General features: G+C 75.2%; 15 protein-coding genes. 11 read left to right on the top strand and 4 right to left on the bottom strand.

The genetic code is table 11. From position 1 onward, the window contains the following. The first annotated feature begins 96 nt into the window (after nucleotides 1-96). The 6 genes from ACT17Q_RS05220 to ACT17Q_RS05195 all read left to right on the top strand — a co-directional run bounded on the left by ACT17Q_RS05220 (nucleotide 97) and on the right by ACT17Q_RS05195 (nucleotide 7,137). Entirely contained in the window at nucleotides 97-1,707 is a 1,611-nt protein-coding gene (locus ACT17Q_RS05220) for an HNH endonuclease signature motif containing protein (RefSeq protein WP_268535008.1), read from the top strand. A gap of 40 nt (nucleotides 1,708-1,747) precedes the next feature. Then, entirely contained in the window at nucleotides 1,748-2,308 is a 561-nt protein-coding gene (locus ACT17Q_RS05215; protein ID WP_094182266.1) for a DUF1697 domain-containing protein, read from the top strand. Between the two features lie 177 nt (nucleotides 2,309-2,485). After that, a complete protein-coding gene (locus ACT17Q_RS05210) occupies nucleotides 2,486-3,595 on the top strand; it encodes an ABC transporter ATP-binding protein (RefSeq protein ID WP_444665026.1) in 1,110 nt (369 codons plus the stop codon). Continuing rightward, complete coding sequence (locus tag ACT17Q_RS05205; protein ID WP_444665025.1) at nucleotides 3,592-4,836, top strand: ABC transporter permease; 1,245 nt, start codon at nucleotides 3,592-3,594, stop codon at nucleotides 4,834-4,836. Before ACT17Q_RS05210 ends, ACT17Q_RS05205 begins: the two co-directional genes overlap by 4 nt. Nucleotides 4,837-4,880: 44 nt before the next feature. Beyond that, nucleotides 4,881-5,327 carry an HIT family protein gene (locus ACT17Q_RS05200; RefSeq protein WP_444665024.1) on the top strand — a complete coding sequence of 149 codons (447 nt, stop codon included), beginning with the start codon at nucleotides 4,881-4,883 and terminating at the stop codon, nucleotides 5,325-5,327. A 139-nt stretch (nucleotides 5,328-5,466) separates the two neighbouring features. Then, nucleotides 5,467-7,137, top strand: coding sequence for a molybdopterin-dependent oxidoreductase (locus ACT17Q_RS05195; RefSeq protein WP_444665023.1), 1,671 nt, complete (start codon nucleotides 5,467-5,469; stop codon nucleotides 7,135-7,137). Nucleotides 7,138-7,219: 82 nt separating this feature from the next. Here the strand turns inward: ACT17Q_RS05195 and ACT17Q_RS05190 are convergent, their stop codons facing one another. After that, complete coding sequence (locus tag ACT17Q_RS05190; protein WP_444665022.1) at nucleotides 7,220-11,539, bottom strand: molybdopterin-dependent oxidoreductase; 4,320 nt, start codon at nucleotides 11,537-11,539, stop codon at nucleotides 7,220-7,222. A 13-nt stretch (nucleotides 11,540-11,552) separates the two neighbouring features. Next, complete coding sequence (locus ACT17Q_RS05185; protein ID WP_444665021.1) at nucleotides 11,553-12,968, bottom strand: MFS transporter; 1,416 nt, start codon at nucleotides 12,966-12,968, stop codon at nucleotides 11,553-11,555. A 270-nt stretch (nucleotides 12,969-13,238) separates the two neighbouring features. Here ACT17Q_RS05185 and nhaA point away from each other — a divergent pair, with 270 nt between their 5' ends. Next, nucleotides 13,239-14,717: a Na+/H+ antiporter NhaA gene (nhaA, locus tag ACT17Q_RS05180; RefSeq protein ID WP_444665020.1), complete on the top strand. Its 1,479-nt coding sequence runs from the start codon at nucleotides 13,239-13,241 to the stop codon at nucleotides 14,715-14,717. On the opposite strand, the gene ACT17Q_RS05175 is transcribed toward nhaA, so the two are convergent. Beyond that, nucleotides 14,690-15,496 carry an SDR family NAD(P)-dependent oxidoreductase gene (locus ACT17Q_RS05175; RefSeq protein WP_444665019.1) on the bottom strand — a complete coding sequence of 269 codons (807 nt, stop codon included), beginning with the start codon at nucleotides 15,494-15,496 and terminating at the stop codon, nucleotides 14,690-14,692. The two genes, nhaA and ACT17Q_RS05175, sit on opposite strands and share 28 nt — an antisense overlap. A 123-nt stretch (nucleotides 15,497-15,619) precedes the next feature. Between ACT17Q_RS05175 and ACT17Q_RS05170 the strand changes: the two genes are divergently transcribed. Both ACT17Q_RS05170 and ACT17Q_RS05165 read left to right on the top strand, forming a co-directional pair. Continuing rightward, nucleotides 15,620-16,138 carry a DsbA family protein gene (locus ACT17Q_RS05170; RefSeq protein WP_444665018.1) on the top strand — a complete coding sequence of 173 codons (519 nt, stop codon included), beginning with the start codon at nucleotides 15,620-15,622 and terminating at the stop codon, nucleotides 16,136-16,138. A gap of 447 nt (nucleotides 16,139-16,585) precedes the next feature. Beyond that, the gene (locus ACT17Q_RS05165; RefSeq protein ID WP_444665362.1) at nucleotides 16,586-17,551 is read left to right on the top strand and encodes a DNA-3-methyladenine glycosylase family protein; all 966 of its coding nucleotides are present in this window, start codon (nucleotides 16,586-16,588) and stop codon (nucleotides 17,549-17,551) included. Here the strand turns inward: ACT17Q_RS05165 and ACT17Q_RS05160 are convergent. Beyond that, nucleotides 17,484-17,921 carry a GNAT family N-acetyltransferase gene (locus tag ACT17Q_RS05160; protein ID WP_268535037.1) on the bottom strand — a complete coding sequence of 146 codons (438 nt, stop codon included), beginning with the start codon at nucleotides 17,919-17,921 and terminating at the stop codon, nucleotides 17,484-17,486. The genes ACT17Q_RS05165 and ACT17Q_RS05160 overlap by 68 nt on opposite strands. Before the next feature lie 574 nt (nucleotides 17,922-18,495). Between ACT17Q_RS05160 and ACT17Q_RS05155 the strand changes: the two genes are divergently transcribed. Together ACT17Q_RS05155 and ACT17Q_RS05150 are read left to right on the top strand one after the other, a co-directional pair. Beyond that, the gene (locus tag ACT17Q_RS05155; RefSeq protein ID WP_444665017.1) at nucleotides 18,496-19,485 is read left to right on the top strand and encodes a DUF4349 domain-containing protein; all 990 of its coding nucleotides are present in this window, start codon (nucleotides 18,496-18,498) and stop codon (nucleotides 19,483-19,485) included. 59 nt (nucleotides 19,486-19,544) lie between these two features. Beyond that, nucleotides 19,545-21,137: a DUF2079 domain-containing protein gene (locus ACT17Q_RS05150; RefSeq protein ID WP_444665016.1), complete on the top strand. Its 1,593-nt coding sequence runs from the start codon at nucleotides 19,545-19,547 to the stop codon at nucleotides 21,135-21,137. Nucleotides 21,138-21,251: the final 114 nt, after the last annotated feature.

The following is a 21,251-nucleotide window of genomic DNA, read 5'->3' as shown; positions in this document are numbered from 1 at the left end:
CCTTTCTCGCACACCGGGCGCCTCGTCGATGTGAGCCCCGCACGGGGTGCGCCGACCCCTGGCGCGCCGATGTCCGGATCGCGTAGGATCGAACACATGTTCGAGGCCGATGTCGTGACCGGAGGCGCCGCGCGGGCGCCGGGGGCGCCTGGGAGCCAGAGCGCTCTGGCGCTGCTGGAGCGCGCGCACGGTTCGCTGCGGTCGCTGGCGGGGTCCAGCGAGCCCGGGACGTGGGACGCCGCGACGCGCGCGCGGGCGATCCGTGTGCTCGACGGGCTCGCCGCCGTCGTCACGGCGGTGCGCGCGCCGCTGCTCGTCGCGCAGCACGCCGCGGCCGCCGAGGTGGCGAACGAGCGCGGGTTCGTCGACACCCGGGCGCGGCAGTCCGGGGCCAGCCGGGCGGCGGTCGCGCGCGAGCTGGGTGCGGCGCACGCCATGGCTGCGCTCCCCCACGTCGGACGGGCCGTGGCGGAGCACGTCGTGCCCGTCGGCCACCTCGACGTCCTCGGCCGCACGCTCACGACGGTGGGCCCGCGCGCGGTCGACGTCCTTGCGCGGCCCGAGACGCAGCGCGAGCTCGTCGAGCTCGCACGGCAGACCGACGCACGCGAGTTCGCGCGGTCGGTCGGCGCGCTCGTCGCCCAGCACGAGCCGGACGTGGTCAGCGACGCCCGCGAGGCCGCGCGCCGGGCCCGGTTCCTCACGCTCACGCACGGCGCGGACGGGACCTACCTGCGTGGTCGGCTCGACCCGCTGTCCGGTCACGCTCTTGCCCGCGCCCTGGACGCCACAGGGCACCGCGCCGACGACGACCGCACGGGCGAGCAGGCGCGCGCCGACGCGCTGACAGCCCTCGCGCACCACGCACTGACGGGTGGGCAGCGCACGCACCCTCCGAGCGCCACGGGGGCATCGGCCCCGGCCGGTCCGCCGGACGTCGCGCTGCATGCCGACGACGGTCAGCTGCCCGACGGCGCGGCGCGGGCGCCTGCCGCGCACGTGAGCCTGCTCGTGCCCGCCGAGGCCTGGCTCGAGGTCCGCGAGCGGGCCCGGTCGAGCCGCTCGGCCGGTGACGGGCTCCCGGCGGCGCGAGGTGCACCACCGGGAGATGCAGCACCGCGAGATGCACCACCACCGGACTCGTCCGAGGTCACGTCGCAGGTCACGTCGCAGGTCTCGTCGCAGGTCACGTCGCGGGCGGTGCCGCGGGTGCGGCCGGCGGTCAGCGACGACGGGGTCGTGCTGACGCGTACCGAGCTCGCGGCGGCGCTGTGCGACTGCGCGATGGCGCGCGTGGTCATGAGCGCATCTGGTCTTCCCCTCGACGTCGGAAGGAGTCGACGCATGTTCACGCCCGCCCAACGCCTCGCGGTGGTCGCTCGGGACAGGCTGTGCGCCTGGAACGGGTGCTCGACGCCCGCGCGGTACAGCCAGGTCCACCACATCCGGTGGTGGCACCGCGACGGCGGCCCCTCGGACCTGGAGAACTCCGTGCTGCTGTGCGGGTTCCACCACCACGAGGTGCACCGGCTCGACCTCGACGTGCGCCGCCTGTCGCCGGTGGACCCGCCCCGCCCGGGACGGGATGCTGACGACCAGGACACCGGGCCGACGTCCGGGATCGACGTGCCCGCGCGGTACGAGTTCCTCGGCCGGTCCGGGCGCGTGGTGAACGGGCCCGGGCCCGACCCGCGGTGCGGCCCATGAGCAAGAGAGAGGTGGACCCCGTGACAGAGAGGTGGACTCCGTGACCAGGACTGTGGTCATCGGCCTGCTGCGCGCGGTCAACGTGGGTGGACGCAAGCTCACGTCCGCACAGCTGCGCGCGGCCGCGGAAGGGCTCGGGTACACCGAGGTGAAGACGTACGTGAACTCCGGGAACGTGGTCGTCGTCGCGCCGCACGGCGCGCCCGCTGCCGCGGACGCCCTCGGTGCCGCGCTCACCGCCGAGGCGGGGTTCGACGTCCCGGTCGTCGCCCGGACGGCGAGCGCGTGGCACGCGGTCGTCGAGGCGTGCCCGTTCTCCGACGAGGCCCGCGACGACCCGTCGCACCTCGTCGTGGTCGCGTGGGACGGCCCGGTCGCCGAGACCGCCAGCGCGTTCGACCCGGCGCGGTACGGGAACGAGCGGCTGGTCTGGTCGCGCACCGAGCTCTACGCCTACTACCCCGACGGGATCGGTCGGTCGCGGCTCACGCTGCCCGTCCTCGAGAAGGCCGCGGGCCGGGGCGGGACCGCCCGCAACTGGAACACCGTGCTCGCCCTCGACGCGTTGGCACGCGAGCGCGAGGCGGGAGGTCAGGCTTGAGCGCGCGGGGAGACGGGAGCGGCACGGCGGGCGGGTGGGAGGACCAGGTGACGATCAGCGCGACCGGCCGGCGACGCGCGCCCTGGCTCGCGGACCGCGGGTCGTACCCCTCGCGACCTGGGCGCGCCGCCGTGATCGTGCTGGTCAGATGGCGATCCGTCTGATGGGATCGTGGTCATGGCCGAGCTGACCATCGACTCCCTGTCCAAGGCGTACGGGCCCGTACAAGCACTGCGCGACATGTCCTTCTCGGTGCGCGCCGGCGAGATCTTCGGGTTCGTCGGGTCGAACGGTGCGGGCAAGTCCACGGCGATGCGCATCATCCTGGGCGTTCTCGCAGCCGACTCGGGCGAGGTGCGCTGGGACGGCCGGCCGCTGGACCTCACCGTGCGCCGGCGCATCGGGTACATGCCCGAGGAGCGGGGGCTCTACCCCAAGATGCGGGTCGGCGAGCACCTGGTGTACCTCGCGCGGCTGCACGGCATGTCCAAGTCGGACGCCGTGAGCGCCATGGAGCACTGGACGCACGTGCTCGGGATCGACTCGCGGCGCGGGGACGAGGTGCTCAAGCTGTCGCTCGGCAACCAGCAGCGCGTGCAGCTCGCGGCGGCACTCGTCCACGGCCCCGACATCCTGGTGCTCGACGAGCCGTTCTCGGGGCTCGACCCGGTCGCGGTCGACGTCATGAGCCAGGTGCTCCACGACCAGGCGGCAGCGGGTGTGCCCGTCATGTTCTCGTCGCACCAGCTCGAGCTCGTCGAGCGGCTGTGCGACCGCGTCGGCATCGTCCGGTCGGGCTCGATGGTCGCGGTGGGCGGGATCGACGAGCTCCGCTCGACGCCCGAGCGGCGTTGGCTCGTCGACGGGCCGGCACCGCGGCTGTGGCTCCCTCAGGTCCCCGCAGCGCGGCTCGTCTCCACGCAGGAGACCGACCTCGCGCCCGGAGCCGGGAGCCCGACGAGCCCGGTCGCGGGACACGACGCGACCGCAGGGACGCGCAGCGTCGGGGCCGCAGGGACGCGCAGCGTCAGGGCCGCGGGGACGCGCAGCGTCGTCGAGGTCGCGGACCCGCAGCTGCAGGACGTCGACCAGCAGCTCCTCGCCGCGGCCCTGGGCGTCGGCCCGGTGCGCGAGTTCGCCCGCGTGCGCCCGTCGCTCGTCGAGCTGTACCGGCACGTGGTGACCAGCGACGACCCGCCCGGTCCCGACGGGTCGACCCCGACCGTACTGCCGACCGGTTCGACCACCGGTTCGGCCGGTTCGACGAGCACGGAGGTGACGGCGTGAGCGCCGACGCACGGCAGGGAGCCAGCACGCGCCAGGTCGCCGCGACCGGGGAGCTCGGGACGAGCGCGGCGATCCGCCTCGTCGCGGCTCGGGAGATCACGACGCGGGTGCGCACGCGCGCGTTCATCTGGACGACCGCGCTGTTCGTCGCCGCGGTCGTCCTCGGAGGGATCCTGCTCGACGTCGTGGGCGGCCAGGAGCCCGACGCCACCGACGTCGGCTTCACGCCGTCCGCCGCGCAGGCGGCGAGCCTGTTCGAGGCCACCGCGAAGGGCATGGGGGTCACGGTCGAGACCCACGAGGTCGACGACGCGACCGTCGACGAGCAGCTGCAGGACGGCTCGCTCGAGCTCGTGGTGACCGCGGTGGACCCGACGCTCGACGTCACCGTCGACGACGCGGTCGGCCAGGTGCTCGAGCCCGTGCTCGCGGCGTTCGCGCAGCAGCTCGCCCTCGCGTCGGCCGTCACCGACCTGGGCGGCGAGCCCGCCGAGGTCGCGGGGCAGATCGCCGACGCCCAGCCGCAGGTCACCGCCCTGGACCCGGAGCCGGTGCGCGACGGCGGTCAGATCGTCGCGGGCTACATCGCGGGCATCCTGCTGTTCATCTCACTCATGACGGCCGGCCAGCTCGTCGCGCAGGGCGTCGTCGAGGAGAAGTCCAGCCGGGTCGTCGAGCTCCTGCTCGCGACCGTGCGGCCCGCCCAGCTCATGGCGGGCAAGGTGCTCGGCATCGGTGTCGTCGGGCTGCTGCAGGTCGCGCTCGTCGTCGCCGCCGGAGCCGGCACCGCCACCGCACTCGGGCTGCTCGACGCCTCGTCGCTCGACATCGGCACGACCGCGGTGTGGGCGCTCGTGTGGTTCGTGGTCGGGTTCGCGATGTACGCGCTCGTGCTCGGCGCGCTCGGAGCGCTCGTCTCGCGTCAGGAGGACGTCGGCTCGGTCATCGGCCCCGTCACGACGCTGATGATCGTCCCCTACGTCCTCGGCATCTCGATCCTGCCCTGGGACCCGACGAACTCGCTCGCCACCTGGCTGTCCTTCGTGCCGTTCTGCTCACCGATGCTCATGCCGATCCGCATCGCGCTCGGCGCCGCGGAGACCTGGGAGGCGCTCCTCGCGCTCGGGCTGTCGATCGCGCTCGTGCCGGTGCTGGTGTGGCTCGCAGGCCGCATCTACTCGGGTGCGATCCTGCACTCCGGGAGCCGCATGAAGATCCGCGACGCCCTGCGGCGCGCCTGAGCACGCCGCGCGGACGAGACCCGGCGCGCGGCTAGGTTGGACGCATGGCCACGTTGTTCACCAAGATCATCGACGGCGAGATCCCCGGACGGTTCGTCTGGGCCGACGAGGTGTGCGTCGCCTTCGCGACCATCGCGCCGATCACGCCGGGGCACGTCCTCGTCGTGCCGCGCGCCGAGATCCCCGAGCTCACGCAGGCGCCGGACGACGTCGTCGCGCACCTCGCGGTCGTCGCGCGCACCATCGGGGCGGTGCAGCAGGCCGAGTGGGGTGCGCCGCGCGCTGCGCTGCTCGTCGCCGGTTTCGAGGTCGCGCACCTGCACCTGCACGTGCTGCCCGCTTGGGACGAGTCGAGCCTCACGTTCGCGAACGCGCGCAGCGACGTGCCCGCCGAGGAGCTCGACGCCGCCGCCGAGCGTCTGCGCACAGCGCTGCGCACCGCGGGCCACACCGACCACGTCCCCGCGACGCTCGGCTCCCCCGCGCTCTGACGCTCGGACCGGCCGCACGAGGCGCCGACAGAGTCAGACCCGGAACAGAGTCTCGTCGCGAACAGACTCTCGTCGGGACCGGCGTACTCGTCGGGCGCCGGGTCTGGTCGGGAGCCGGGTCAAGCCGCAGCATGGAGGCATGGCGGCGGTCGGGACGGGTGACGAGCAGGGCTCGGGACACCGCCGGGGCCGGAGCGCGCGGGCGCGGTTCGCGGCGCTGGCCGGGCTCGCCTCGGGGCTCGTGACGCTCGGGGCCGCTGCGCTCGTCGCGGTCGTCACCGGGGCGTCGAGCGATCCGCTCGTCGCGGTCGGCGCGGCGTTCGTCGACGCGACGCCGACGTGGCTCAAGGAGCTGGCCGCCGAGACGTTCGGCACCGCCGACAAGGCTGCGCTCGCCGTCGGCGAGGTGCTCGTGCTCGCGGGGCTCGCCGCGCTCGCCGGGGTCCTGGCCGCGCGGCGGTGGGTCTGGGGCGCCGCGGTCGTGGTCGCGCTCGGTCTCGTGGCGGCCGCCGCGGCACTCGGTCGGCCGGGGGCGTCGGCGTGGACGGCGGCGCCCGCGGTCGTCGGGACCGCCGCCGGGCTCTGGACGCTCCGGGTGCTCGTCGACCGCCTGCCGGCGCCCGCCCGGTCGAGCTCCGTCGCGGCGACCGGCAGCGGGGGCACGCCTGTCACGCACCCGGTCGGGACGGCGAGCGCGGGCGGGCCGGGGACGGTCGGGACGTCCGCGCGCGATGCGTGGTCGAGGACGGACCGGCGGGGCTTCCTGCAGGCCGTGGGGGTGGCGGCGGCGCTCGGAGCGGTCGGGGTGGTCGTCGGCCGGGCCGCGGGTGCGGCGGGACGCGCGGTGACGGCGGCGCGCGACGCGGTCCGGCTCCCGCGGCCGGCCCGCGCGGCGGCACCGGTGCCCGCAGGGGTCGACGTCGCGGTCGACGGGCTCGAGCCGTGGCGGACGCCACCCGACGCGTTCTACCGGATCGACACCGCGCTCGTCGTGCCGCAGGTCGACCCGGCGACCTGGACGCTGCGGGTGCACGGCCTCGTCGAGCGCGAGGTGGAGCTCACGTGGGACGAGCTGCTCGCCTCCGACCTGGTGGAGACGTGGGTGACGCTGTGCTGCGTGTCGAACCCGGTGGGGGGTGACCTCGTCGGGAACCAGCGGTGGCTCGGGCTCCCGGTGCGGGACCTGCTCGCGCGCGCGGTGCCGCACGCGGACGCGGACATGGTGCTCTCGCGCAGCGCCGACGGCTGGACGGCGTCGACGCCGATCGAGGCGCTGACCGACGACCGGGACGCGCTGCTCGCGGTCGGGATGGACGGCGCGCCGCTGCCCGTCGAGCACGGGTTCCCCGTGCGGCTCGTCGTGCCCGGGCTGTACGGGTACGTGTCGGCGACGAAGTGGGTCACCGAGCTGGAGGTCACGCGGTTCGCCGACGCGCGGGCGTACTGGACGCAGCGCGGGTGGTCGGAGCGCGGCCCGGTGAAGACGCAGTCACGGATCGAGGTGCCACGCGGCGGCGGGGACGTCGCGGCGGGTGACGTCGTGGTCGCCGGGACGGCGTGGGCGCAGCACCGTGGCGTGCGGCGGGTCCAGGTCCGGGCCGACGAGGGTGCGTGGCAGGATGCGACGCTCGCGGCGGACGGGGGCATCGACTCGTGGCGGCAGTGGCGCTGGACGTGGCGCGCGGAGCCGGGCGAGCACGTGCTGCACGTGCGGGCGTTCGACCCGGAGGGCCCGCAGACGGGCGAGGTCGCGGACGTGGTGCCGGACGGCGCGACGGGGTACGACTCGGTGCACGTCACGGTCGTGTGACCGGACGGGCTCGCCGGGCAGCGTGACCGGACAGCGTGACCTGGCAGCGTCGCCGGGCAGGGTCACGGGGCAGACCGCGGGGTCAGTAGACGTCGCGCACGTACCGCCGCGTGGTGGTGAGGTCCTTGACGTAGGCGTCGGCCGCGTCGCGGGTGAGCCCGCCGTGCGTGACGACGACGTCCCGCAGCGCGGTGTCGACATCCCTCGCCATGCGCGACGCGTCCCCGCACACGAACACGGACGCCCCGGACTCCAGCCACTCCCACACGCGTCCGCCGTGCTCGCGCATGCGGTCCTGCACGTAGACCTTGGCGCGCTGGTCGCGCGAGAACGCGGTGTCGAGGCGGTCGAGCCGACCGTCGGCGAGCATCGCGGACAGCTCGTCGCGGTAGTAGAAGTCGGTCGCGGCGTGCTGCTCGCCGAAGAACAACCAGTTGCGCCCGGTGTGACCGGCGGCCGCGCGGTCGGCGAGGAAGCCGACGAACGGCGCGACGCCCGTGCCGGGGCCGATCATGATCGCGGGGACGTCCGCGGCGGGCGGGTGGAAGTGGGCGCTGGCCTGCACGTGCACGGGCACGACGGTGCCGGTGGGCGCGTCGGCGAGGAACGTCGAGCACACCCCGCCGCGCGCGGCGCCGGACGGCGACGCGTACCGCACGACCGACATCGTGAGCGACACGGTGCGGGGCGTGACGCGCGGGCTCGAGGAGATCGAGTACTGCCGCGGCGCGAGGCGGCGCAGCGCGCCGACGAGCGCGGTCGCGGGGACGTCGGGTGCGAGCTCGGCGACCACGTCGACCGCCTGGCGGCACCAGGTCCAGCGCGCGAGGTCGGTCCCGCCGTCGGGCCGGAGCATGCGGCGCAGCTCGGGGCTGCCGCCGTGCTCCGCGACCACGGCGAGCAGGTCACGTGAGACGCGCGTGATGTCGAGCTCGTCGGTGAGCGCGGCGCGCAGCGCGACGGCCCGGCCGTCCACGGCGACGAGCTGCTCGGGGTCCCACCCGGTGACCGCGAACCACTCGTCGACGAGCGCGGTCGCGTTCGTCGGACGGACGGCCAGCGCGTCGCCCGCCCGGTACGTGACCGCGCGCGGGCTGTCGGCCACGTCGAGGACGATCTCGCGGACCTCCTTGGCGGAGCCCGGCAGCGACAGCAGCCGGTTCCCGACGAGCCGCGCCGCGCCGGGGTCCTGCCGCGTCGCGGCCGCGGGGTCGCGCGGCGACGAGACCGACGAGCCCGATGACGCCGACGAGGCCGACGAGGCCGACGAGGCCGAGGAGCTCGAGGACGAGCCGGGCGCCGGGACGACGAGGGACGCGGACGACGCGATCCCGGTCGAGGGTGCGCCGCCCGCGGCAGGATCGGCCGTCGCGGGGACGAGGACGGCGAGCAGCGCGTCGAGCCACGCGTGCGCGCGGTCGTCCTCGCCGGGCTCGCACTCCCCGCGCTCGACGAGGCGTGTGGCGCCGAGCTCCGCGATCCGGTGGTCGAGGCGGCGCCCGTGCCCGCAGAACCGGTCGTAGCTCGAGTCCCCGAGCGCGAGCACGGCGAAGCGCGTGCCGTCGAGCCGCCGGGCGTCGGGCGCGGCGACCGCCTCCCAGAACGCGGTGCCGTTGTCGGGGGCGTCGCCGTCGCCGAACGTGCTGGTCACGAGCACCAGGTCCGCGTCGGTCGGCAGGTCGGCGGGCGGGCAGTCGTCCATCGCGACGCACCGCGCCGCGAGCCCCGCACCCGTGACCCGCTCGGTGACGAGCGCGGCCAGCTCCTCGGCGTTCCCGGTCTGCGAGGCCCACAGCACGACGACCTGCCGCGCGCGCACACCGGGCGCCTCGCCCGCAGCGCGCGACGCGCGGGCCGGGTGCGGCTCGGGCGTGCGGGAGAACAGGCCGGCGAGCAGGCCGTCGACCCACAGCGCCTGGTCGGGCGCCAGGGGTGCGGACGTCGGGAGCACGGGTGTGCCGGGTGCGCCCCCGCCGAGACCCGCGAGGAAGCCCGCGAGGTAGCGCCGCTCGTCGGCCCCGAGCGGCGGCGGCTCGAGGCCGTCGAGCCCGAGCGCGGCGCCGAGCGCCCGGATCGCGACCGCGCCCGGGGTCAGCCCGCCGCGGCTCGTCGTGCCCGGTCCCGGCGCGAGGTGCCCCGCGGTCTCGTCGTGCTCACGTACGTCGGTCGCACCGTCCGCACGGTCGGGGCCACCGGTCGGACCCGCGACGGGAGTGACCGCGACCGCGCAGACCTTGAGCTCGGGCTGGAACGACAGCGGGTCGACGGCGTCGGACGTCACGGCGTTCACGGCCAGGTACTCCCCGAACAGGTCGTTCCAGTGGAAGGGCGCGAACAGCGAGCCCGGGCGCACGCGGTCGGTCACCACGGCGGGCAGCACCGCGCGCCCCCGCCGCGACGCGACCTCGAGGGACGCGCCGTCGACGACGCCGAGCGCGGAAGCGTCGTCGGGATGGATCTCGACGAACGGGCCGGGCGCCAGGCGGTTGAGCTTGGCGACCTTGCCGGTCTTGGTCAGCGTGTGCCACTGGTGCTGCACACGCCCGGTGTTGAGCACGTACGGGTAGTCGTCGTCGGGCAGCTCCGCGGCGGGCAGGTGCGGCCGTGCGTGGAACTGCGCGCGGCCGTCGGCCGTGGCGAACCGCAGCCGCGGTCGCGTGCCGTCCTCGCGCACGAGCTCCGGCTGGCTGACGCCGTCGTTGAGGTACCGGATCGGGTTGCGGCGCGGGCCGTCCGGCGCGACCGGCCACTGCACCGGGCCGCCGCGCAGCCGTTCGTAGGTCGCGCCGCGCAGGTCGTAACCCGTGCGGGGGTTGGCGAACGCGCGCAGCTCGTCGAACACCTCCTGCGAGGTCGTGAAGTCGAAGCCGTCGTAGCCCATCGCCTGCGCGACGCGTGCGATCAGCAGCCAGTCCGGCAGGGCGTCGCCCGGCGGCCGCAGCGCGGCGCGGGCCAGCGTCAGGGTGCGCTCGGAGCTGATCATCACGCCGTCGGACTCCGACCACAGCGCCCCGGGCAGGACCACGTCCGCGTACGCGTTGGTCTCGGTGTCGGCGAACGCGTCCTGCGTGACGACGAGCTCGGCACGCTCGAGCCCCTCGATCACGGTGCGACGGTTGCCGACCGACGCCACGGGGTTGGTGCAGATGACCCAGCACGCCGCGATCTCGCCGGCGGCCATCCGCTCGTACATGTCCACCGTGCCGCGGCCGGTCGACTCGGCGCGGATGGTGCCCGGCTCGAGCCCCCACACCTCCTCGACGAACGCGCGGTCCGCCGCGTCGAGCACCGAGCGCTGGCCCGGCAGGCCCGGGCCCATGTAGCCCATCTCGCGCCCGCCCATCGCGTTGGGCTGCCCGGTCAGCGAGAACGGCCCGGAACCGGTCCGGCAGATCGCACCCGTCGCGAGGTGCAGGTTGACCAGCGCGTTCGTGTTCCACGTCCCGTGCGTGGACTGGTTGAGCCCCATCGTCCAGCACGACACCCAGCTCCCGGCGCCGGCGATCAGCTCCGCCGCGGCCCGCAGGTCCGCCGCCGGCACGCCCGTGAGCCGCTCCACCTCGTCGGCCGGGTAGTCCTCGAGCATCGCCTCGACCGCGTCCCAGCCGGCGGTGTGCTCCGCGACGAACTGCTCGTCGAGACCGCCCGCCTCGACGACGAGCCGCAGCAACCCGTTCAGCAGCGCCAGGTCCGTCCCGGGCCTGACCTGCAGGAACAGGTCCGCCTTGTCGGCGGTCGCGGTGCGCCGCGGGTCGACGACGATGAGCTTGGCGCCCGCCTTGACACGGTCCAGCAGCCGCAGGAACAGGATCGGGTGGCAGTCGGCCATGTTCGCGCCGATGACGAGGAACACGTCCGCGTGGTCGAGGTCGTCGTACGAGCCGGGCGGGCCGTCCGAGCCGAGCGACAGCTTGTACCCCGTGCCCGCCGACGCCATGCACAGCCGCGAGTTCGACTCGATCCACTGCGTGCGCACATACCCCTTCGCGAGCTTGTTCGCGAGGTACTGCGCCTCGAGGCTCATCTGCCCCGACACGTAGAACGCCACCGCGTCCGGTCCGCGCGTGTCGATCACCTCGCGCAGCCGACGCGCGACGAGCGCGACCGCCTCGCCGAGGTCCGCACGCTCGGGCTCGGCCCCCCGCTCCGCGCGGACGAGCGCGTGCGTCGCGCGACCGCCCGCGGCCAGCATGTCGGCGCTCGTCGCGCCCTTGGTGCACAGGCGACCGGCGTTCGCGGGGTGCGCCTTGTCGCCTCGCGCGCCGCGCGCGACCCGGCGGCCCTCGTCGTCGCACGCGACGTCGAGGACGATCCCGCAGCCGACGCCGCAGTAGGAGCACACCGTCGCCACCTGCTCGAGCGACGGCGTGCTCCCCTGGACCTGCGTGGTGGTGGTCGTCATCGGCTCTCGCGGCTCAGATGACCGTGTCGCCGAAGGCCGACCCGCGGCGCGAGTACACCGCCCACGTCACGAACGCCATGACCGCGTACAGGCTGACGATCACCCACAGCGCCGCCTGGATGTTGCCCGTGAGCGACGTCGAGACCGCGAACCCGCGCGGGATGAGGAACCCGCCGAACGCCCCGACAGCACCCGCGATGCCGAGGCACCCCGCCGCCGCGCGCGCCCGCCGGACCCGGTCCTCGGCGTCGGTCGCACCGTGCCGGAAGACGGCCGGGATCATGCGGTACACCGAGCCGTTGCCCGCGCCCGTCGCGACGAACAGCACCAGGAACGACGCGAGGAACGCGCCGAAGCTGTGCGACCGCAGGGCGAAGATCGCGCTGACCACGCCCGCGGCCATCACCGCGAACGCGGCGATCGTGACCCGCGCCCCGCCGAGGCGGTCCGCCAGGATGCCGCCGAGCGGCCGGGCGACGGACCCGACGAGGGCCCCGAGGAACGCGACCGTCGCCGTGACCTCAGGGAACGTCCCCTTGAGCAGCGTCGGGAACGCGCCCGAGAAGCCGATGAACGAGCCGAACGTGCCGATGTAGATGAACGAGATGACCCAGGTGTGCCGGGCGCGTGCCGCCACGCCGTACGAGCGCGGGTCGGACTTCGCGTGCGACAGGTTGTCCATCCACCGCCACGCGAGGACGGCGGCCAGGATCGCGAGCGGCACGAACATCAGGCCGGCCCGCTCGAGCGAGAGCGCCGCGCCCGCGCCGATCACCAGCGGCACGGCGAGCTGCACCGCCGCGGTGCCCACGTTGCCGCCGGCCGCGTTGAGACCCAGCGCGCGGCCCTTCTCCTTCTCCGGGTAGAAGAACGAGATGTTGGCCATCGACGACGCGAAGTTGCCGCCGCCCACACCCGCGAGCGCCGCGACACCCAGCAGCACGCCGAACGACGTGCCCGGCTCCTGCACGACGACCGCGAGGCTGATCGTGGGGATCAGCAGGAGCAACGCGGACACGATGGTCCAGTTGCGACCCCCGAACAGCGGCACCGCGAACGTGTACGGGATGCGCAGCGTCGCGCCGACGAGGCTGGGCAGCGCGATGAGCCAGAACATCTGGTCCACGCTCAGGTCGAAGCCCGCGGCCGGGAGCTGCGGGACGACGATGCTCCACAGCGCCCACACGGCGAAGCCGAGGAACTCCGCGAAGATCGACAGCGCGAGGTTGCGGCGGGCGATCGCGCGGCCGACCGCGCTCCACTGCGCCTCGTCCTGCGGGTCCCAGCCGTCGATCCACCGGCCGCGGCGGTGGATCAGCGGTGCGCCCGCGAGGGCCGTGGGGGCCGTGCCGAACGTGCTGGACGACGTGCTGGACGACGAGGGGGACGACGAGGGCGACTCGTCGACGGTCGCGAGCGGCTGCGCCATGGGGGCCTCCGGGGCTCGGGTGGGGCTCGGACGTCCCCGACGCTAGGAATCGGATGTTTCGTCGCCCGACGCGGCGCTGTTGCGTCCCGGGAACCTTTCGCGCACACGTGCGCGGCGCCAGGCGTGAGAAGTAGCGAGCGGTGCACCTGCCGGGCCGCCGCGCCCGGCACCCGGCAGGTGCGTCGCGTCGGCGCCCTGGCGTACGTTCACCGCTATGACTGCGGCCGCCACCGCCCCGCGCTGCACCGCCCGACGCACCCCGGGCCGCGCGTGACCAGCGCACCGCCGCGCGGCGGCGTCGGTCCCGCGCTGCGCGTGCGCGTGCCGTCGCTGTCACCGTCCGTGCTGGACTTCCTGCGCACCGAGGCCGCGTCGGCTCTCGCGCTGCTCGCCGCGACCGTCGTCGCGCTCGTCTGGGTCAACTCGCCGTGGTCGGCCGCGTACGACGCGCTGTGGGACACCACCGCGGGCCTGCACCTGGGCTCGTGGTCGCTCGACCTGTCGCTGCACGCCTGGGTGAACGACGCCGCGATGGCCGTGTTCTTCACCGTCGTCGGTCTCGAGATCGCCCGCGAGGCCACGCGGGGCGAGCTGCGTGACCGGCGCACCGTCGCCGTCCCAGCGCTCGGGGCGCTCGGCGGGCTCGTCGTCCCCGTGCTGCTGTACCTCGCGCTCACCGCCGGCACCGACGTGGCGCACGGGTGGGGCGTCGTGATGTCGACCGACACGGCGTTCCTCGTCGGTGTGCTCGCGCTGTTCGGCCCCGCGTGCCCGGACCGGCTGCGGCTGTTCCTGCTGACGCTCGCGATCGTCGACGACATCGGAGCCATCACGGCGATGGCCGTGTTCTACACCGACGACGTCGACCTGGTGGCGCTGGCCGTGGCGGGCGCGCTCGTCGTCGTGATGCTGGTCCTGCGCTGGGTGCGCGTGTGGCGGCTGCTCCCCTACGCGCTGTGCGGGGTCGCGCTGTGGGTCGCCGTGCACGCGTCCGGCGTCCACGCGACGCTCGCCGGCGTCGCGGTCGGGCTCGTCGTCCCCGCCACCGCCGCCCGCCGCGAGGACGTCCAGGCCGTCAAGGGCTACGCGCGCGACCTCGTCGAGGAGACCACCGCCGAGCGCGAGCACCTGACCGAGCTCGCGTCGCGTGCCGCGGTCCCGGCGAGCGTCCGGCTGCAGCGCATGCTGCACCCGTGGAGCGCGTTCGTCGTCGTCCCGCTGTTCGGGCTCGCCAACGCCGGCGTGCGGCTCGACGCCGAGTCGCTCGCCGACGCGGCGCGCTCGCGTCTCACACTCGCGATCATGGTCGGCCTCGTCGTCGGCAACGCGGTCGGCATCACCGGCGCCGCGACGCTCGCGATCCGCATGGGGCTCGGTGACCTGCCCGGCCGCGTGCGCTGGGGTCACCTCATGGGCGGCGCGGTGCTGGCCGGCATCGGGTTCACGATCTCGCTGTTCATCGCCGAGCTCGCGTTCGACGACGAGCAGGAGCTCGCCGAGGCGAAGACCGGCATCCTCGCGGGCTCGCTGGTCGCGGCCGTCGTCGGCTCGGTGCTGCTGCGCTGGCTCGGCGAACGCCTTCCGCTGTGCTCCCCGCCGTCCGACCCCCCACCGGCGCTCCCCCCGCTCCCCTGGCGCGCGCCGGGCGCGCACGACCCGGCGGACCCCGGCGCGACGACGGCCGCGGCGGACGACGACGGGGCGCAGGAGTGCCTGCCCGGTCAGGCCAGCGGGTCGTCGGGGCCGTAGGCGGGCACGCGCAGGCGGCGCGCGTCGGTGTCCGCGATGCGGTCGGCGGCCGCCAGCAGGGAGGCGACCGTGTCCGCGCCCGCGCGGACGAACCGGCCCGAGAGCGCGTCGAGCTCGCCGTCGCCGAACGCCCGCACCAGCGCAACCACGTCGTCGAGCGACGTCCACCGCGTGCGGTCCGCGTGCAGGGGCATGGCGGCCGTCATGTCGGTCGCGACGACCCCCGGCGCCAGGTCGAGCGTGCGGATGCCGCGGTCGCGGTACTGCGCGTCGAGCAGCGTGGTGAGCCGCGCGAGCGCGCCCTTCGAGATGCCGTAGCCCGTGTAGGCGCCCGCCGTGCTGTAGCCCGAGCCCGAGTTGACCTGCAGCAGGCGTCCCTCACCGCGCGCGAGCATCGCGGGTAGCACGGCGTGCGCGACGAGCATCGGCCCCCGCACGTTCGTCTCGACCACGCGCCACGCGTCCTCGACGTCGTCCGAGACGAAGTCCGTCTCCGCGCGCTCGATCACGCCCGCGTTGTTCACGACGAGACCGATCCCGCCCAGACCGTCCTCGACCCGCGCGACCGCGTCGGCGACCTGCGTCGGGTCGACGAGGTCGGCCGCGGCGACCACGACCCGCACCTGCGGGCTGCGTCCCGCGACGAGGGCCGCCACCTCGTCGAGATGCGCGCGCGTGCGCCCGACGAGCGCCACGTCGTACCCCGCAGCCGCCAGGCCGAGCGCGATGCCCCGCCCGATCCCGCGTCCTGCACCTGTCACCAGAGCCGTCCGAGTCACGTTCCCACCCTGCCACCTCACGCTCGGTGCGCCCTGCCGGGAGCCGAGGGCGGCGGTCCGATCCTGGCGCGCGCGGTGCCCGTCCCGGTGCGCGTGCGGCGCCGGCGGGCCTAGGTTGACCTCGTGCCGTCTGACGCCGCCGCGCCGTCCCCCGGATCCGTGCGCCACGTGTACGGGTCGCCCGACGCGCGGGTGACGGTCGTGGAGTTCGGGGACCTCGAGTGCCCGCACTGCCGCGCCGCCGCTCCCGTGCTGCGCGCGCTCGTCGACGCGTCCGACGGCGCGGTGCGCCTGGTCTGGCGGCACTTCCCGCTCTTCGAGGTGCACCCGCACGCGCTCACCGCAGCCCTCGCGGCCGAGGCGTTCGGTGCGCACGGTCGTTTCTGGGAGCTCCACGACGCGGCGTTCGCGCACCAGGACCGCCTCGCCGACCCGGACCTGCGGCGCTACGCCGTCGAGGCGGGCATCGACCCCGACGAGGTCGTCGGCCAGGCCGCGCAGCGCTGGGCGCCCGCGGTCGAGGCGGACTACCTCGACGGTCTGTCGCACGGCGTCGCGGGGACGCCCACGCTGCTCGTCGACGGCGAGCCCTACCGCGGCCCGCTCACCCTCCCGGCCCTCCGCGCCGCCACCACCCCCTGACGACCCCGCACCACCCCCTCCCGTCCCACCCCGCCGCCCCCACGACCCGCCGACCCCGCCCTTCCTCCGGCAATCCGGCCCCCGAGCCGGAGCAACGACGGGGTCGCGGGCGGGACGTCGACGAGACCGTCTTCACTCCGGGATTGCGGGGGCGGAGCCGGAGCAAGCGCGGGGTCGCGGGCGGGACGTCGACGAGACCGTCATTGCTCCGGGAGTGCGGGGCGGGCTCGGAGCCGGAGCGACCACGGGGTCGCGGGCGGGACGTCGACGAGACCGTCTTCACTCCGGGATTGCGGGGGCGGAGCCGGAGCAAGCGCGGGGTCGCGGGCGGGACGTCGACGAGACCGTCTTCACTCCGGGAGTGCGGGGGCGGAGCCGGAGCAAGCGCGGTGTCGGGAGGGGCGGAGCGGCGGGGGTGTGGGGGGAGCCCGCTAGGTTGGCCGGGTGATGCGGGGAGCGGTGGTGCGGGTGCCGTTCGACGCGCGGGCGATGCTCGCCTACCTCGCGGTGCACGTCGTCCCGGGCGTCGAGCGCCTCGAGCCCGACGCGGTCGGCGCGGACGCGGCGGGGACGCCGAGCAGCGGCCGCGTGGAGCGGCTCGTGCGCGCCGCGGACGGGTCGGTCGTCCGGCTGGTCGTGCGGCTCGCGCCGGACGAGGTCGTCGCGGAGGCCCACCCGGCGTCGGGCGTCGGACCGGGGCCGGCGTCCGACGAGGTCGAGAGCCTGCTCGCACGGTGGTTCGGGCTCGACGACGACGTCGCGGCGGCCCGGGAGCACCTGCGGCACGACGACGTGCTGGCCCCGCTCGTCGCGGCGCGCCCGCACCTGCGCGTGCCGGGGCACGTCGACGGGTTCGAGGTCGCGGCGCAGACGGTCCTGGGCCAGCAGGTCTCGCTCGCCGCGGCGCGGACGTTCACGGGCCGGCTCGCGGAGGCGCTGGGCACACCGGGTCGTGACGGCCTGACGCTCTTCCCGCCCGCGGACGTGGTCGCCGCCGCGGACGCCGACGAGCTGCGCGGCGTGCTCCGCGTCCCGGCCGCCCGGGCACGCACGCTCGTCGCGGTCGCCCGCGCGTGCGCCGACGGCGTCGACCTGTCGCCCGGTGCGGACGCGCCCGCGGTGCGTGAGCGGCTGCTGGCGTTGCCGGGCGTCGGGCCGTGGACGGTCGACTACCTGGCCCTGCGGGCCCTGGGCGCGCGGGACGCGTTCCCCGCGGGCGACCTGGTGCTGCGGCAGGCGTTCGCACTCGCACCGGCCGCGGAGCTCGGACGGCGCGCCGCGCGATGGTCACCGTGGCGGGCGTTCGCGGCGCAGCACGTGTGGTCCGCGGCTCAGCTCGCGCGGGTCACGCGGGCAGCAGCCACTTCTCCAGCTCGAGGTCGCCCGTCGCGGACGGCGCGTCCACGGGCGTGAACCACCGCTCACGCAGGAGCGCGAGCGCGTCGGTCCGGGACGGCTCGACGACGACGTGCAGACGCGAGAAACCGGCACGGGCGGCGCTGGCCTCGAGCTCGACGAGCGCGCGACGCACGTGCTCGCGGCGGCGCCGACCCGGCAGGACCCACACGCCGGTGACGTGCGCGACGCGCGCGCCGTCCCCCGCGGGTGCGGGCAGCGCGGCGCTCCGACCGCGGTAGGAGCCGCCGGCGACGGCGACGTTGCGGTCGAACACGACGACCACGTCGTCCGCGGTGCGCGCGTCGTCGTCCTCGTCGACGACGAAGGTCGGGTCGTCGCCGACGAGCGACGTGGGGGTGACGGGAAGGTCCAGGACCTGGGACACGGGGACTCCTCGGCGACGCGGGTCGCTGTGGTGGGACGTTCGGGAGGTGCCGCGGGCGGCACGCGCGGTGAGGCGGTGCTGCGCCCGGCGGGCGGGGTGCGTCGCGGTCGACGGGTCACGCGGCTCTCGTCGGGACCGTGCGGTCCGTGAGCGCGCGCTGCGCGTGCACGAGCACGCGGGTTGCGAGCGGACCGGACGGTCGACGCTCGCCTCGCCCCGGCTCGGCGGGTGAGGTCAGTGGCGACAGCAACAGCCGCGCGGATATCGCACGGCGGTCGTCGCCGGGCGCATTCGCATGGCCTCACGGATGAGCGCGCACGAGGCCGACGTCGCGGGCTCGACCCGGCGTCCGTCCATCGTGCACACCTCCGACACGGGCACGTCCGACCCGTTCGACGCGACGGTACGTCCCGTTCTCACGCCGGTCAACCACGTTCGGGGACGGTCTCACTGTGCGGTGACGCGGGCTTCTTGCAGGCGGTCCGACGACGATCCGGCGTCGGGCTCGTCACGATTGCGGCACATCCTCGGCGAACCTGCTCGCACGCGTCGGCCGGTCCCTAGCGTCGGTGGCATGACGACGAGCCTGCTGCGCCTGCGGACCCCACGACCTGCCCGGCGACCGGCCGGTGCGCTCCTCGGGCTGCTCGTCGCGGGGGTACTGCTGGCGGGGTGCTCGCAGGACGCGGACTCCGCGGTGTCCCCGGCGGACGACACGGTCGGGGGTGCGGTCGACGGCTCGGCGGCCCACGCGGACGAGGGCGGATCGGGGCAGGACACCGGCGGGGAGGCCGCCGCACGGGACGACGCGCGGATGGTCGTGCAGACCGGGTCGGTGCACGTCGAGGCGGAGGACCCGATCGCCGCGGCGCGCGCGGTCGCCGACGACGTCGACCGCCGCGGCGGCCGGGTGGAGTCCCGCTCGGAGTCGGCCGCGAGCGCGGACGGGACCGCGACCGCGGTGCTCGTCGTGCGGGTGCCGGCGAGCTCGGTGACGGCGACGATCGAGGAGCTGGGCAGGATCGGCGAGGTCACCGCGGTCGACCTGCAGGCCGACGACGTCACGGGCACGGCGCAGGACCTCGACGCCCGCATCCACGCGCTCGAGCTCTCGGTGCAGCGCATGGAGGCGCTCATGTCGTCGGCGGGCAGCACCAAGGACCTGCTCGAGGCGGAGTCCGCGCTCTCGGAGCGGCAGGCCGAGCTCGAGAGCCTGCAGTCGCAGCGCGCGCGGCTGGCGGACCAGGTCGCGTTGTCGACCATCGAGGTGGTGGTGTCCGGTCCGGGCGTCCTGCCGGTGCAGACCCAGGAGGAGGACGGCACGTTCCTCACGGGCCTCGCGTCGGGCTGGGAGGCGCTCGTGACGACGGTCGGCGTGGTCATGGTGGTCCTCGGCGCGCTGCTGCCGTGGCTCGCGCTGGCAGGCGTCGTGGCGCTCGTCGTGATGGCGGTCCGGCGCCGTCGGCGCCCCGCACCGGCTGAGCCGGCGGCGCCCGAGCCCGTGGCCGTCGGCGCGCGGTCCGGTTCCGACGAGGGTGGCGTCCGCCCCGGCGACGACGGCTGACGGACGCCCGATCGGCGGCATCCGCGCCGCGTGACGGCCGAGCCTGCCATGATGCCCCGGTGGCTGTGACGGACGACGCGACGAAGACGCCTGACCCGGCACCCGCATCGGCGGAGCCGGACCAGGGTGCCGAGGTCGACCCCACCGAGGCGCCGGCTCCCGAGAGCGGGACCTGGAAGGACGAGGCGCCCGGCTCCTCGACCGTCGCCGTCCCGGTCCCCGTCGCGAGCGAGCCGCTGGCTCCCGAGCCGGCGCGAGGCGTCACCGCGTGGGCCGGGCCGCTGGTCGTCGCGCTGCTCGCGGCCGCCACGTACGTCCTGTACTCGGTGCTGCAGTGGCGGCGGTTCGAGTCGCCGTCGTGGGACCTGGGGATCTTCACGCAGCTCGCGCGCCGGTACGCGCACCTCGAGGCGCCGGTCGTGACGATCAAGGGCGACGGGTTCAACCTGCTCGGCGACCACTTCCACCCGCTGCTGGTGCTGCTCGGCGTCCCGTACCGGATCGCACCCTCGGCGCTCACCCTGCTCGTCGTGCAGGGGCTGCTGTTCGCGTTCTCGGTGTACGTCGTCGGACGTGAGGCGGTCCGCGTGCTCGGCGCGCTGCAGGGAACGTCCGTCGCCGCGGCGTACGCGGTGAGCTTCGGCCTGGTCGGGGCGGTCGCGGCGCAGTTCCACGAGATCGCGTTCGCCGTCCCGCTCCTCGCGCTGGCGCTGGTCGCGTTCCTGCGCGAACGATGGTGGGCGGCGGCACTGTGGGCGGCGCCGCTCGTGCTGGTCAAGGAGGACCTGGGCCTGACGGTCGCGGCGCTCGGCGCGGTGATGTGGTGGCGGACGCGGCGCCGCACGGACGTGCGCGAGCCGCTGCTCGGGGCGTGGCTCGCACTGTGGGGGCTCGCCTGGGTCGTCCTGTCGACGACCGTGCTGCTGCCCGCGCTCAACACCAAGGACCAGTACGACTACGGCTCGCGGATCGACTTCGCCGCGATCGTCACGCACCCCTGGACGGCGGTCACGCTGCTCGTCGACGACGGCTCGAAGATCGTCACGCTGCTCATGCTCGTCGCGGTCACCGGCTTCGTCGGGCTGCGCTCGCCGGTGCTGCTCATCGCGGTGCCGACGATCATGTGGCGGTTCTACGCGGACATCGACTACTACTACGGCCACACGTGGCACTACTCCGCGGTGCTCATGCCGATCGCGTTCGCGGCGCTGCTCGACGGCGTCCTGCTCGCGCGGCGCTCACCACGCGGCTGGCTGCGGCGCTACTCGCTGGCCGCCGCACCCGTGGCGGTCGTCGTCGCGGCGATGCTCGTGCCGCAGCTCGACGTCGCGCGCCTCGGCCGGCCCGACGACCTGTGGGCCCCGTCGTCGCGCGCGGTCGAGGCCCGCGGGCTGCTCGACCTGATCCCCGAGGGGTCGGTGGTGGAGACCGACATCGGCCTCATGTCGTACCTCGTCGACCACAACGACGTGTTCTACGTCGGCAACGCCGACAACCCGGCGCCGGACTTCCTGGTCATCGACCAGCAGGGCGGCGGGTGGAACCCCGCGCCGTCGGACATCGCGCAGTACGCGGCGGACCGGCACCCGGGCACGACGTGGCAGGTCGTCTACGACGCGGGCGGGTACCAGCTCGCGAAGCGCACGGGCTGAGGCAGGCGCGCGCACCCGCGCGCCGCGCGGTCATGTCGACATCCGCTTGCCTCACGGGGGTCACCGGGCGGATCGTCGTCCCGTGAGCCAGCCCCCCGTGCCCGCGGTCACCGC

Source organism: Cellulomonas sp. CW35 (genome assembly GCF_052378485.1).
Taxonomy (GTDB): Bacteria; Actinomycetota; Actinomycetes; order Actinomycetales; family Cellulomonadaceae; genus Cellulomonas; species Cellulomonas uda.
The sequence above is the reverse complement of the archived record's forward strand: the minus strand, read 5'-3'. Positions and strand labels throughout refer to the sequence as shown.

What these genes read in the sequence shown, in the direction of transcription:
- ACT17Q_RS05220 (WP_268535008.1), top strand. Translation starts at nt 97, where the DNA reads ATGTTCGAGGCCGATGTCGTGACCGGAGGCGCCGCGCGGGCGCCGGGG.
- ACT17Q_RS05210 (WP_444665026.1), top strand. Translation starts at nt 2,486, where the DNA reads ATGGCCGAGCTGACCATCGACTCCCTGTCCAAGGCGTACGGGCCCGTA.
- ACT17Q_RS05200 (WP_444665024.1), top strand. Translation starts at nt 4,881, where the DNA reads ATGGCCACGTTGTTCACCAAGATCATCGACGGCGAGATCCCCGGACGG.
- ACT17Q_RS05195 (WP_444665023.1), top strand. Translation starts at nt 5,467, where the DNA reads ATGGCGGCGGTCGGGACGGGTGACGAGCAGGGCTCGGGACACCGCCGG.
- ACT17Q_RS05190 (WP_444665022.1), bottom strand. Translation starts at nt 11,539, where the DNA reads ATGACGACCACCACCACGCAGGTCCAGGGGAGCACGCCGTCGCTCGAG.
- ACT17Q_RS05185 (WP_444665021.1), bottom strand. Translation starts at nt 12,968, where the DNA reads ATGGCGCAGCCGCTCGCGACCGTCGACGAGTCGCCCTCGTCGTCCCCC.
- ACT17Q_RS05165 (WP_444665362.1), top strand. Translation starts at nt 16,586, where the DNA reads ATGCGGGGAGCGGTGGTGCGGGTGCCGTTCGACGCGCGGGCGATGCTC.
- ACT17Q_RS05155 (WP_444665017.1), top strand. Translation starts at nt 18,496, where the DNA reads ATGACGACGAGCCTGCTGCGCCTGCGGACCCCACGACCTGCCCGGCGA.